Origin of the sequence: Haloarcula quadrata (assembly GCF_003634715.1) — an archaeon.
GTDB classification, from domain to species: Archaea; Halobacteriota; Halobacteria; order Halobacteriales; family Haloarculaceae; genus Haloarcula; species Haloarcula marismortui.
The window spans coordinates 727,080-738,685 of the sequence record NZ_RBWW01000001.1 but is presented as its reverse complement, the minus strand read 5'-3'; the positions used below and the strand labels follow the sequence as shown (position 1 = coordinate 738,685).

The window sequence follows — 11,606 nt, the reverse complement described above, 5'->3', positions numbered from 1 at the left end:
GCGGACAGGTGTCACGCTCGCGGGAGTTCGACGACGAAGTGCGCGCCGTCAAGGTCGGTGTCGGGGAAGGCCGCGTCGGTTTTGCTGGCGGTGTCAGCGAGGGAGATATCGCCGCCGAAACTCGTAACGAGCGTTTCGACGAGATGGAGTCCGCCGCCGTGCGTGTCGCCCGCCCGCGGGTCGAAAACGCTGTCACGCTGGTCGTCGGGAATTCCCGGACCGTCGTCGACAACGTGGGTCTCGATGACATCGTCGGTCTCGCAGATTGCGACGAACACCGATGGCTGATGATATCTGTCTCCCGTCAACTCTGTCGTCTCCGCCCGCTGTGCCTCGCTCGGCAGCGCTGCTCCGTCCGTCGCGGTCCCCTCAGCGGAGAGTTCTGCTGCCGGCGTCCCGTGTTCGATAGCGTTCTCGATGAGGTTCCGGAGAACCGGGCGAGCGGCCTCGTTGGTGTATGCCATTGCGCTGTCCGGGGCTTGAAGTTCGATGGTGATGGGATGTGTTTGCTCGATTCGCTGTATCACCGCCTCGGCAATCCCGACGATGTCGGTCGGTTCGAATGCCGGGTCGGAACTGAGGGTCTCAACGACCGCCCCGGCGTTGTCGACCAAGCTATCGAGTTCGGTTACCTGCTCGTGGATCGCGTCCGCTGCCGTTTGAACCGTGTCCGAGTCGGCGTTCCGTCGAATGATTGTCGCGCGGCCATCAATAACGACGAGTCCGTTCGCGATATCGTGTCGAAACAGGTCGTTGACGAACGACAGCGTGTTCGCGGTTCGGGTCGCGCGACTGGCATCCTGACGGGCCCGAACCGCAAGCGTGCCCGCGATGAGTCCCGTGACAGCGCCCGTCTCCATCGCCAACAGGGTGACGAACACCGGTTCGGCGATTGTTCGACCCTCCATCATGCGGATAAAGACGCTCAAACCGATGACAGCCCCGACTGCAAGGCTGCCGATAACGCTCCAGACGAAGACGGTCCAGATCTGCGCACCCGGTGTCGACGACGAGACGAGGCGATAGCTGCCATACACTAGCACCAGCGGCAGTAGCCCGTCGAGGGCCAACGCGAGCGCAGGGCCGCCGACCTGTCCGATACGCTGTGTCTCGATACCGAGGTGCCAGACGATGGCCGCACCTGTGAACGCGAGTCCGAAGCCAGCAAGCAGCCACGGCGCAAGGCGGGCCCGGGCACCACGGTACATAATTATGACTTGTGCTCGAACGGCTAATTCCATTTGGTTAGTGATCCGGTAAGACCGAATGCGACGCCGTAGCGTCTATAGCCAGCCGGGAGAGCCGGCGGCGCATGTGCCATGACAGTATTACACACCCCCTAATCGCCAGACAGCGGTCGGATCTTTCTGTTTCCCACCAGAGCATCGTACCGACACTGTTATCCGTGGTGCTGGCATCTCTTTGGTTGCAATGGCGAAAGGAACGGTTGATTTCTTCAACGACACTGGCGGTTACGGTTTCATCGACACTGAGGACGCGGACGAGGACGTCTTCTTCCACATGGAAGACATCGGCGGCCCGGACCTCGAGGAAGGACAGGAGCTCGAATTTGACATCGAGCAGGCGGACAAGGGTCCGCGCGCCAACAACGTCACGAGGCTCTAACAATGGCGGAAGGCACTGTCGACTTCTTCAACGACACTGGTGGTTACGGCTTCATCGAAACCGACGATGCGGACGAAGACGTCTTCTTCCACATGGAAGACGTCGGCGGCCCTGACCTCGAAGAGGGGCAGGAAGTCGAGTTCGACATCGAGCAGGCGGACAAGGGTCCGCGTGCGACCAACCTCACGCGACTGTAAGACGGCATCTGTCTTCAGTCTAGCATTATAATCACTTGTCAGCGGTCGCGGTGTACCATAGCGTACACGGCAGTGTCGCTGGCACGTACATAACTCACGACGAGCAACAGCGCTCGCCAGCGCGTCACTACGTGATCAGTGGCGACGCTGCCCGATAGACGATTTCCATCGGCAGCCCCGTCGCATCTCGCGGCGGCTCGGGCGGGAGCGTGTACAGTTCTCCATCACCCGGCTGTGCTGTGTACGCGAGAGCGACGGCGTCCAGCACGTCGTCGACGGCCACCGCTGTGCCACCGGTCGCTTCGGCGGCTTTCTGGACTGTCGGGGCGGCGTCACGGTCGTAATGCGCGAGAATCCGCATCCGCTCAGCGTACCCTCCGGCAGTGTGCTTCGGGTGAGTGAGCGGCTCGCCGCCAAGTGCTCGGAAGCAGACTTCCGGATGAGACTCCCGAATGGCAGCGGCGGCCTCGGGCAGTTCCTGCAGGAGTTCGTCGACTCGGGCGAGGCTGTCGCTCCGTGCGAACGCCCGCTCGGAGAGTTCGTGTCCAGTCTTGCGCTTGTGGACGCGATTGGCCGTCGAGTATCGCTGTTTCCGGGTCGCTTCTCGCACTGGCGGCGTGCGGACCGTCGTGCTTCGCTCACCAAGAACTGACCGAGCGAGTTCATCACACCGGCGGTCCGGCTCGCCGGATTCGACAAGTCCGATCGGCACCCCGACCAGAATCCGGCGGGCGCGCTCCTCGTAAGCTGCCCAGCACGCGCCGATACTATCGAACACGGACGTGTGGTCGAAGCCGTCGCCGGTGAACGCCACAGCGACCCAGGACTCGTCGCTCCGGTCGACGCCGACGTACAGCGGTTCCGCCATTATGAATACTCGTTCCGACGGGCGCAAAAGTGTATCCCGAGGTGTTTTTTCGCCAACCAGTCGGTCTTCGGGCTATCGGTCAAAGCGCTGACTGCCCCGACGGAAGGTCATGACCGCCGGAATTTCGTGAGGTCCTTGAGCGGGACGAGCCGGTGTTCCATCGCCGGCTTGGTGTAGCCAGCCGACTCCTCGGAGACGCCGCTGGTGAACACCAGCATCTTCTGCTGGAGGACGTGCGGTATGCCGTCGTTGTCCCGGATGATGTCGACCGAGCGCCACGCTTCGTCTTCCATGTGTTAGAGTCACACGCCACTCCCACCTGTCTCTTTCCCCGTCAGGAGTGCGCCCCAACGAATGCCGTCCGGAGCCGCGCACCACAATCTGGACAGCACAGCGTCTGCCAGCGGTCGATGTCGAGGTCACCGAACGTCGCCCGGCGAATGGCTTCCTCAACGGTGACCGACCGGGCGCAGGTATCACACTCCTCAGCCATACGGATTGTTGGCGGGCCACAGACAGAACCCGCTCGTCCACAGGCATTTAGCCGGCACGAGCATGGGACCAAATATGGACGGCGTCGTGCTCGCTGCCGGCGAAGGGACGCGGATGCGACCGCTCACTGCAGACAAGCCGAAGGGACTGGTCGAGGTGGCCGGAAAGCCGCTGCTGACACACTGCTTCGAGACGCTACGGTCAGTCGGCGTCGACCGGCTGGTCGTCGTTATCGGCTACCGCGCCGACGACATCCTGTCTCACTACGGCGAGCAGTACCGAGGCACGCCGATAGCGTACGTCCGGCAGGACGAGCAACTGGGGCTTGCCCATGCGCTCGAACAGGCCAGATCCGCCGTCGACGGAACCTTCGTCGTGCTGAACGGCGACAACGTCTGCCGGGCGAACCTGAGCGACGCGATTGCCCGTCACCGCGAGACTGACGCCAGCGCGACGCTACTCGTCGAGAGCGTGTCGCGGGCGGAAGCCAGGTCGACCGGTGTCGTCACGACAGACAGCGAGGGCCGGGTGACCGGCCTCGTCGAAAAGCCATCGGACCCACCGTCGACACTGGTCACGCGGGGCTTCTTTGTCTTCGAACCGGCTATCGGCCACGCCTGCGTGCTGACGCGACCTTCCGAACGCGGCGAGTACGAACTCCCCGACGCAATCGACCTGTTGCTGAGTGCCGGTCACCGCGTCGAGGCGGTCGAACTCGACGGCTGGTGTTACAACGTCAACGAGCCGGGCGACATCGACGCGGTCGAGGACCGGCTCGCGTGACAGCTCGGCCGCTGCCAGGCGACACAGCGCGCGGACACGGTGACAGAACACCGAAGGGGTTCCACCCCAATACAGGGGTATGACAGCCGTTCGGCCGCTCGTGCTCGTCGCGATCGCCGTTCTCGTTTCGCTGGCCGGTTGCGGGGCGCTGTTCGGCAGCGGCGGAGAGGCACCCTCCGAGGCGACGGTAACGCCCGCCGCCGTGCCGACGGATGAGCCGGAAGCGGCGGAAACGACGAGCGGGTACTGGGGCAACGTCTCCGTCGACGCCAACAGGTCGGCCGTGACACAGCCGCGGGTCCTCGAACTACGACCGAACTGCGAGCGGCCGCCGGGACTTGTCGTCCACATTCAGGTGCTGGCGCTGCAGAACAACGACCCGGCGACGAACGAGGGCATCAACACCACCTGGCAGTTCGCGTCCCCGTCGAACCGGGACCTGACAGGACCGTACGCGAACTTCGTCCGAACAATCCAGAGCGGATTCGAACCGCTCCTGAACGCGACAGGCGTGCGGTACGGGCCGCTGGACCGCGACGGCGACACCGCCTCACAGCCGGTGACGGTCGTCAACGGGACCGGAGCGACGACGAGCTACCGGTGGACAGTCGAAAAGCAGACCGAGGCGCCCTACGAGGGCTGCTGGATGACGGCAGGCGTCGCGCCGGCCTAACCTTCCATCCCGCTGAAGGAGAGGCCGCCCTCGATGTAGCGCTGGGCGAACAGGTACGCGAGCATGATCGGCGAGGCGAAGGTGAGCGCGAACGCCGAGAAGCGCGCCCACGGGATGGAGTACTCGTCGACCATCGCGTACAGGCCGACCGGTAGCGTGTAGTTCTCCGTCCCCAGCAGCGTCTGGGCGACGACGAACTCCGTCCAGCCGGTGAGGAAGACGAAGATGAACACCGTCGCCAGCCCGGCGGTCGACATCGGGATAATGACCTCCGTCACCACGCGCCACGGCGGCGCGCCGTCGACGACGGCGGCCTCCTCGTAGGAGACCGGGATGCCGTCCATGTAGGTCTTCAGCAACCACGTGTTGAACGGCACGGCAGTCGCAGCGTAGTACACCGCAAGCGCCAGCTTGCTGTCGTTGATGCCGAACTGGACGTACAGCGCGTACATCCCAATGAGCAGGGCAACCCCGAGGCCGCCCCCGACCTGCGTCATCAGCACGTAGAGGAACAGCACCTTCCGACGGAGGATGAACTCCCGGCGCGAGAGAGCATAGGCCGCCGGAATGATGAGCGACATCGCAATCAGGACTGTTGGAATCGCCACCATGAGGCTGTTCCAGAGGAAGTGCTTGAAATCCGACGGACGGTCGACGCCGTAGTCGGAGGCGTCCAGAATTTCGATCCCCGGCGTCTGGAACACGAAGGCGAGGTCAGTGAACGGGATGGCGGCGGAGATCGAATACGACGGGACGATGAGGTCGCCGATAACCCAGATGAACGGTTTGACCGTTGGGTTCGCGGGAAACAGCGAGAAGCTCTCTGAGGTGTACAGCGAGCTTCCGGAGCCGGAGAGAGCCGCCATCAGAATCCAGTAGATCGGGAAGAGGAGTGCCAGCACCACCAGTGTCGCGCCAATCGTCGAGAGGATGACCTTCAGAACCTCCGACGCGGGTAGCTCGCCGCGACGGACCGCCTGCACAGTGTAGGACCACTTTCGAACGGTTCGGGCGGGCATCGTGGCGAATGTCTTGATGTCATCGCTGAGCTTCCGGGCGATTGCACCGAGTAGCATCAGTCATTCACCCCGTCGGCGAGTTTCCCTTTCTTGACGTTGAGCCACATGAACGCGCCGATGAATACGAGCGCGATGATGCTGATGGCCGCACCACGACCGTACTGCTGGAACGACAGTGCCTCACGATAGCCGTAGACGACGATGAGTTCGTTCGCCCGTGCCGGGCCGCCTTGGTTGAACACGAACGGAATGAGGAACTGCTGGAACGACGCCGCAGATGTCAGAATCGACGCAAACAGGACGGGCCGCTTGATCGACGGCAGGGTGATGTGGGCAAAGCGTGCCAGGAACCCCGCGCCGTCGACGACGGCCGCCTCGTGGAGTTCTTCGGGCACGTCCTGGAGTGCGCTGACGGTGATGATGACCATGAACGGGTACGCCAGCCACGCCTCCGTGACGTTGTATGCGACGAAGGCAGTCCAGCGGCCCGAAAGCCACGCGACCGAACTCGCCCCGAACGCGGTCAGTAGCTGGTTCATCAGCCCGAACTCGGCGGAACTGAAGATGCCGCGCCACACGGTGATAGTGAAGATCGGCGGCAGCCCCATCGGGAAGATGATGAGCGAGCGCAGGACGCGCTTGCCACGGACGAGTTCGCTGGTCACGACGAGTGCGATAGCCAGACTCGCTCCGATTTTGAGCGTGACGCTCGTGGCGACAAACAGCCAGGTGACACCGAAGGAGTTCCAGAACTGGCCGTCAGTCAGCACGTCAGCGTAGTTCTCCAGCCCGACGAACAGCGCGTCACCGAACGTGAGCACGGCAACGACGCCCTCGCCGGCGAATAGATTCGCCGGCTGGGCGTTGGTAAAGGAGATCCCCAGCAGATAAAGGACCGGGAACAGCATGAACGCCGAGAAGACGAACAGCCCCGGGAGCACTAACAGTAACGACGCGTCGTCCCGCGTCAGAAACGGGACCGACTCGATGCGGTCCGCCGCTCGTGAAACCGTACTCATGGGCGTTTCTCACTCCCAGTTGCTGCGGATTTCCTCGGCGGCGGTCGTCAGTGCGTCTTCGGCGCTCGAATCGCCGTTGAACGCCTCGATAAGAGCGTTCTCAAGCGGCGACCACACCTTGTTCATGCGCGGGTCGGTCGGCATCGGGACCCCCTGGCTGACGGTCTGGGAGTACGTCTGGACGTGGTCGGGGAGTTCATCGCTGCCGACGAGGCTGTCGAGCACCGGAATCGCGCCCTGCTCCTGAGCGAGTCGGGTCGCGTGGTCCTCGTTGGTGGCGAACCACTCGACGAAGTTCCGGGCGGCCGTGGCGTCGGCCCCGCCTTCGTTCATCGCGTCCGCGAAGTACCACATCGAGATGCCGGTGTACGGCGTCACCTCGCCGCCGTCGATGGCAGGGAACGTCGCCACCTCGTAGTTCACGTCGCTCTGGTTCAGCGTCGCCAGATACCACGGCCCGTTGACGGCGAATGCGGCGTTCCCCTCCGAGAATGTCGCGGCCTGCGGTTCGTAGTTCGGGTCGTCGGGCATGTACGGACGGAGGGTGTCGAGAGCGAACTGGAGCCCCTCGATAGCTTCGTCGGCATCCAGCCCGAGCGCCGGGTCCTGCGCCGGGTCGAAGTAGTAGCCGCCGAAGGCCTGAATCCACCCGCTCGTGAAGTATGGGTCAAACGGCGCAGCGAGGCCGTACTGGCTGCTGCTCGGGTCGTGGTACTCCTCCATCGCCGCCACCATGTCGTCGACCGTCTCGGGCGCTTCATCGACGATGTCCGCGTTGTAGATGAGCGTCACCGTCTCCGCCGAGTGCGGGAGGCCGACGACGGCGTCGTCGAACTGGACGGCGGAGGCGGCGGCGTCCGTGAACTGGTCGAGGCTCACGGAGAGTTCCTCGGACTGGTCGACGACGAACTCCCGCTGGTAGTAGTCGCCAACCCAGTCGTGTGCCCACTCGAAGATTTCCGGCCCCTGCCCGGCCGGAATCGCGCTCGTGGTCTTCTTTTCCATGTTGGAGATGTCCGAGCCCTCGACACCGAACTCCGTCTCGCTCGCGAACGTCTCCATCGCGTCCTCGCGGGCAGGTATCTCTGAATCCTGAAGCTGGTACCACGCCGTCGCGGTCCCGCCGGACTGCTGACTCCCGCCGCTTGCCCCATCGCCCGATCCGTCGCCGGAAGCCGTTTCCCCCTCTGAGCCGCCACTGCCCTGCTCTTGCACACTACAGCCAGCAAGGGCTGTAGCCGCCCCGACACCGCCGATCCGTTTGAGCACCGTCCGTCGTTCCATTGTCATGGGTAGATATGGGATGAAATAGTCCTTCACAACTTAAATCATTCGGAAATAGAAGGAGACAATGATGATAGATTCCGAGAGTCGGTGTGAAATCGTCTCGCTGTGTATCGGTTTCAGTAAACCGGCCGTGGTAGAATAAACGAAGTAATATTTTTTCTAAAATCTAACCAGAAGCGTAACACTCACAGTACCGACCCCGCACCGTAGGCGTATGCATCATCCAGGACCGCCGCGGTTCGCCACCGTCGGCGAATCGGTGGAACTGGCCCCGCGCCAGCCCGACCCCGACATGGCTGCCAAGTGGCGGTTAGTCAAGCGGCCAGCTGCGAGTACGGCAACGCTCGGCGACGGCCCAATCGGTCACCTCGAACCAGACACACCGGGCGTCTATCGAGCCGAGCTAATCGTGCCGGACGGCACGCACGAGCAAGTCATCCGAGCGTTCCCGGGCGTCACCGAGACGGCTCGATTCAGCGTCACAGCGGACGACTTCGACGGCGACGAGCTCACCGTCGCCGACCGCGCCATCGTCATCGGAACGTTCAACGACTTCACGATGGGAACCCACTGGGCCGAGCGCGACGGCGACGAGTGGGTCATCGAGGCCGACCTCCCACCGGGAACCCACCACGCCATTTTCAGTTTCGACGGCTCCTTCGAATCGACCGCGACCGACGAGGTCACCGTCGAAGGCCCCGGTCGCCCCCGGGTCGAACTCACCGGCGAGACGGTGGACGGAGACTTCGTCGTCTCGGCGGACGCCCGCGCGGCCCCGTCGGGGAGCGAACCGGAAGTCGAGTTCTATCTTGACGGTCGAGACTCACTGGAAGAGTCGGCCGTGGCTGTCGACGGCGACGAACCCCGGGTCCCACGCGAAGCACTGCCTGAAACGGCCCGAATTCACGCGGTCGCTGTCGCCGAGCGCCACAGTGTCGCGGACACGCTAATCGTGGAGTGTGGCAGGGAAAGCGAGGACGCGGACACAGACGAGACGGTGTCCGTCTCGCGGCCGGCCGACCCGCCGGCCTGGGCCAGCGACGCCACCATCTACGAGATATTCGTCCGGTCGTTCGCCGGCGAAACCGTCGACACGACCTTCGAGGCTATCGAGCGGCGGGTCCCCTATATCGAGTCGCTGGGCGTCGACGTAGTGTGGCTCACCCCTGTTCAGGCAAGTCCGACCCGCCACGGCTACCACATTACTGACTTCTTTGACACTGCCGAGGACCTAGGAACACGCGAAGAGTTCGAGTCGCTGGTCGACCGACTCCACGACGCCGGGATTCGGGTTGTCTTCGACCTAGTCATCAACCACAGCTCGTGGGACCACCCGGCGTTCCAGCTTCACCGGGCCGGTGTCCCCGAGTACGCCGACTATTACGAGCGAATCCCGGTGTCACAGGATGTCTCCGACGTCGACTGGGCAGGAACGGATGCGCCGGGTTACTACTTCAACTGGACACGGATTCCGAACCTCAACTACGATTCGCTCGACGTTCGGCGCTGGATGCTCGACGTGGTCGAGGAGTGGCGCGACGTGGTCGACGGGTTCCGCTGTGACGTTGCCTGGGGTGTACCACACGGCTTCTGGAAGGAGGTCCGGGAGCGGGTGAAAGCCGACGACCCGGAGTTCCTGCTACTCGACGAGACGGTGCCGCGTGACGCCGCCTTCGCCGAGAACGAGTTCGACCTCCACTACGACACGTACCTGTTCGACACGCTCCGTGACATCGGGACGGGCGCGGAACCGGCGTCGGCGCTGTTCGAAGCACTCGACGCGACGGCCGAGCACGGCTATCCCGACCGTGCCGGCCACATGCGGTATGTCGACAACCACGACGAAGACCGCTACCTCGACCAGTACGGGGCCGCGTCACTACGGGCGGCTGTCGGGGCCACGTTTACCCTCCCCGGGACGCCGATGATATACGCCGGGCAGGAACGGGGCGTCGAACAGCAACGCGGGACGATGCGCTGGCACGACGGCGACAACGACTTAACCGACTTCCACCGGCAACTGGTGGCGCTGCGAGCGGACCACGCGGCACTGCGCGCGCCCGGGGTGTGCCCGGTTGCCCACACCGTCGAGACAGGCGATGCTGACAGAGTCGTCGCGTACGAGCGCACCGACGGCGATGAGACGCTGGTGGTCGTCCTGCACTTCGGCGACGGAACAGCGAAGGTCTCACTCGACACCATCGACGAAGAGACCGACCTTCTCAGCGGCAATCCGGTCGGCGGCGACGGGACAGTCGAGGTCGGCGATATCGTTGTGGTACCGGCGACGAGAGAGCGCTGACAGCGCTCGGTTCCACAACCGAACCGACTCTGCTAGAACTTCTATGAAAAATCCCATCAAACTTATTAGCGATGGGTGTGAGACTCCGTGTAATGGCGAGTCTCGAACTAGACGGTCTCCGCAAGGAGTTCGACGGTGGCTCCATCGTGGCGGTCGACGACATCGACCTGTCCATCGACGATGGGGAGTTCGTAACGGTCGTCGGCCCGTCGGGGTGTGGGAAATCGACGACACTGCGGATGATTGCCGGGCTTGAGCGGCCGACGAGCGGCCGTATCCGCATAGGCGACGAGGACGTAACAGACGTCCACGCCCGCAAGCGCGACGTGGCGATGGTGTTCCAGAACTACGCGCTGTACCCGCACAAGTCCATCCGACAGAACATGGCGTTTGGCCTCCGGATGAGCACGGACCTCTCGAAGGCGGAACGGCAGGAGCGAGTCACCGAGACGGCGGAGATGATGGGTATCGGCGACCTGCTTGATGACACGCCGGACCAGCTCTCCGGCGGCCAGAAGCAGCGGGTCGCGCTCGGGCGCGCCATCGTCCGCGAGCCCGACGTGTTCCTCTTCGACGAGCCACTCAGCAACCTCGACGCGAAGCTCCGGACAACGATGCGGACGGAAATCCAGCGCCTGCAAGAGGAGCTCGGAATTACGGCTGTCTACGTCACCCACGACCAGGAAGAAGCCATGACTATGGGCGACCGCATCGTCATCCTCAACGACGGGAAGCTCCAGCAGGCCGGCCGGCCGAAGACGGTGTACGAGAACCCGACCAACCAGTTCGTTGGCGGCTTCGTCGGCTCGCCCTCGATGAATTTCCTCGACGTGACCGCGGAGCCGCTCAGCAGCGGCGTACGGCTTACCGGCGCGCACGACGACTTTTCCTATGACCTCACGGGCGGCCGCGCCAGTGCCTTCGGCGACATCCAGCGCGGGTCGTACGTGCTGGGTATCCGACCGGAGCACGTTTCGGTCAGCGACGGCGGCGACCAGAACGCCGTCCCGGCGACAGTCGACGTGCTCGAACCCATCGGCAGCGACAACTATCTCTATCTCGACCTGGGCGAATCGAAGACCGGATTCGAGGGCGATGGCGCGCCGGATTTCATCGCCAGGGTCAGCACCGACGTTGAGCCGGCCATCGGCGACCGTGTGCAGGTGTCGTTCGACGAATCCGCCGTCCATCTGTTCGACCCGGAGACCGGAGAAGCTGTTACGGCCGGCGAGGACGCGCCCGTTGCAACGCCACAGTAGGGCAGCAGTCAGTGGTCCGGTCCCGGACGTAGTCACTGTTTTCCGTCAGGCAGACATTCTTCCATTCCTTCGCGATGTTCC

General features: G+C 63.6%; 13 protein-coding genes. 6 read left to right on the top strand and 7 right to left on the bottom strand.

Annotation, left to right across the window (positions count from 1 at the left end; all coding sequences use genetic code 11):
• Positions 1-11: 11 nt before the first annotated feature.
• Positions 12-1,208: an ATP-binding protein gene (locus BDK61_RS03795; protein WP_244209673.1), complete on the bottom strand. Its 1,197-nt coding sequence runs from the start codon at positions 1,206-1,208 to the stop codon at positions 12-14.
• Positions 1,209-1,431: 223 nt separating this feature from the next.
• Here BDK61_RS03795 and BDK61_RS03790 point away from each other — a divergent pair, with 223 nt between their 5' ends.
• Both BDK61_RS03790 and BDK61_RS03785 read left to right on the top strand, forming a co-directional pair.
• A complete protein-coding gene (locus BDK61_RS03790; protein ID WP_004515390.1) occupies positions 1,432-1,626 on the top strand; it encodes a cold-shock protein in 195 nt (64 codons plus the stop codon).
• Between the two features lie 2 nt (positions 1,627-1,628).
• Positions 1,629-1,823 (top strand): cold-shock protein, encoded by a 195-nt coding sequence (locus tag BDK61_RS03785; RefSeq protein ID WP_004515391.1) that lies wholly within the window; start codon positions 1,629-1,631, stop codon positions 1,821-1,823.
• Between the two features lie 127 nt (positions 1,824-1,950).
• Here the strand turns inward: BDK61_RS03785 and BDK61_RS03780 are convergent, their stop codons facing one another.
• The 3 genes from BDK61_RS03780 to BDK61_RS23270 form a co-directional block, all read right to left on the bottom strand.
• Entirely contained in the window at positions 1,951-2,691 is a 741-nt protein-coding gene (locus tag BDK61_RS03780) for a DUF429 domain-containing protein (RefSeq protein WP_121302341.1), read from the bottom strand.
• Positions 2,692-2,798: 107 nt separating this feature from the next.
• Entirely contained in the window at positions 2,799-2,984 is a 186-nt protein-coding gene (locus BDK61_RS03775; protein WP_121302340.1) for a hypothetical protein, read from the bottom strand.
• Positions 2,985-3,025: 41 nt separating this feature from the next.
• The gene (locus tag BDK61_RS23270; RefSeq protein ID WP_167467355.1) at positions 3,026-3,184 is read right to left on the bottom strand and encodes a hypothetical protein; all 159 of its coding nucleotides are present in this window, start codon (positions 3,182-3,184) and stop codon (positions 3,026-3,028) included.
• A 74-nt stretch (positions 3,185-3,258) separates the two neighbouring features.
• Between BDK61_RS23270 and BDK61_RS03770 the strand changes: the two genes are divergently transcribed.
• Positions 3,259-3,966, top strand: a complete 708-nt coding sequence (locus BDK61_RS03770) for a nucleotidyltransferase family protein (RefSeq protein WP_121302339.1) — start codon at positions 3,259-3,261, stop codon at positions 3,964-3,966.
• 79 nt (positions 3,967-4,045) lie between these two features.
• Positions 4,046-4,639, top strand: a complete 594-nt coding sequence (locus BDK61_RS03765) for a DUF4864 domain-containing protein (protein WP_121302338.1) — start codon at positions 4,046-4,048, stop codon at positions 4,637-4,639.
• On the opposite strand, the gene BDK61_RS03760 is transcribed toward BDK61_RS03765, so the two are convergent.
• The 3 genes from BDK61_RS03760 to BDK61_RS03750 are packed head-to-tail and all read right to left on the bottom strand — an operon-like array spanning position 4,636 to position 7,967.
• A complete protein-coding gene (locus BDK61_RS03760) occupies positions 4,636-5,715 on the bottom strand; it encodes a sugar ABC transporter permease (protein ID WP_004959012.1) in 1,080 nt (359 codons plus the stop codon). The two genes, BDK61_RS03765 and BDK61_RS03760, sit on opposite strands and share 4 nt — an antisense overlap.
• Positions 5,715-6,677 (bottom strand): carbohydrate ABC transporter permease, encoded by a 963-nt coding sequence (locus BDK61_RS03755; RefSeq protein ID WP_011224170.1) that lies wholly within the window; start codon positions 6,675-6,677, stop codon positions 5,715-5,717. The genes BDK61_RS03760 and BDK61_RS03755 overlap by 1 nt, the downstream gene beginning before the upstream one ends.
• 9 nt (positions 6,678-6,686) lie before the next feature.
• Complete coding sequence (locus BDK61_RS03750) at positions 6,687-7,967, bottom strand: extracellular solute-binding protein (protein ID WP_208644657.1); 1,281 nt, start codon at positions 7,965-7,967, stop codon at positions 6,687-6,689.
• A 211-nt stretch (positions 7,968-8,178) separates the two neighbouring features.
• Here BDK61_RS03750 and BDK61_RS03745 point away from each other — a divergent pair, with 211 nt between their 5' ends.
• Positions 8,179-10,266: an alpha-amylase family glycosyl hydrolase gene (locus BDK61_RS03745; protein WP_121302337.1), complete on the top strand. Its 2,088-nt coding sequence runs from the start codon at positions 8,179-8,181 to the stop codon at positions 10,264-10,266.
• 92 nt (positions 10,267-10,358) lie between these two features.
• Positions 10,359-11,525 carry an ABC transporter ATP-binding protein gene (locus tag BDK61_RS03740; RefSeq protein ID WP_004959020.1) on the top strand — a complete coding sequence of 389 codons (1,167 nt, stop codon included), beginning with the start codon at positions 10,359-10,361 and terminating at the stop codon, positions 11,523-11,525.
• Positions 11,526-11,606: the final 81 nt, after the last annotated feature.

Excerpts from the sequence above, each read along its gene's own strand:
- BDK61_RS03745 (WP_121302337.1), top strand. The coding sequence starts at position 8,179 with ATGCATCATCCAGGACCGCCGCGGTTCGCCACCGTCGGCGAATCGGTG.
- BDK61_RS03770 (WP_121302339.1), top strand. The coding sequence starts at position 3,259 with ATGGACGGCGTCGTGCTCGCTGCCGGCGAAGGGACGCGGATGCGACCG.
- BDK61_RS23270 (WP_167467355.1), bottom strand. The coding sequence starts at position 3,184 with ATGGCTGAGGAGTGTGATACCTGCGCCCGGTCGGTCACCGTTGAGGAA.
- BDK61_RS03790 (WP_004515390.1), top strand. The coding sequence starts at position 1,432 with ATGGCGAAAGGAACGGTTGATTTCTTCAACGACACTGGCGGTTACGGT.
- BDK61_RS03750 (WP_208644657.1), bottom strand. The coding sequence starts at position 7,967 with ATGACAATGGAACGACGGACGGTGCTCAAACGGATCGGCGGTGTCGGG.
- BDK61_RS03765 (WP_121302338.1), top strand. The coding sequence starts at position 4,046 with ATGACAGCCGTTCGGCCGCTCGTGCTCGTCGCGATCGCCGTTCTCGTT.
- BDK61_RS03780 (WP_121302341.1), bottom strand. The coding sequence starts at position 2,691 with ATGGCGGAACCGCTGTACGTCGGCGTCGACCGGAGCGACGAGTCCTGG.
- BDK61_RS03755 (WP_011224170.1), bottom strand. The coding sequence starts at position 6,677 with ATGAGTACGGTTTCACGAGCGGCGGACCGCATCGAGTCGGTCCCGTTT.
- BDK61_RS03795 (WP_244209673.1), bottom strand. The coding sequence starts at position 1,208 with ATGTACCGTGGTGCCCGGGCCCGCCTTGCGCCGTGGCTGCTTGCTGGC.
- BDK61_RS03775 (WP_121302340.1), bottom strand. The coding sequence starts at position 2,984 with ATGGAAGACGAAGCGTGGCGCTCGGTCGACATCATCCGGGACAACGAC.
- BDK61_RS03760 (WP_004959012.1), bottom strand. The coding sequence starts at position 5,715 with ATGCTACTCGGTGCAATCGCCCGGAAGCTCAGCGATGACATCAAGACA.
- BDK61_RS03785 (WP_004515391.1), top strand. The coding sequence starts at position 1,629 with ATGGCGGAAGGCACTGTCGACTTCTTCAACGACACTGGTGGTTACGGC.
- BDK61_RS03740 (WP_004959020.1), top strand. The coding sequence starts at position 10,359 with ATGGCGAGTCTCGAACTAGACGGTCTCCGCAAGGAGTTCGACGGTGGC.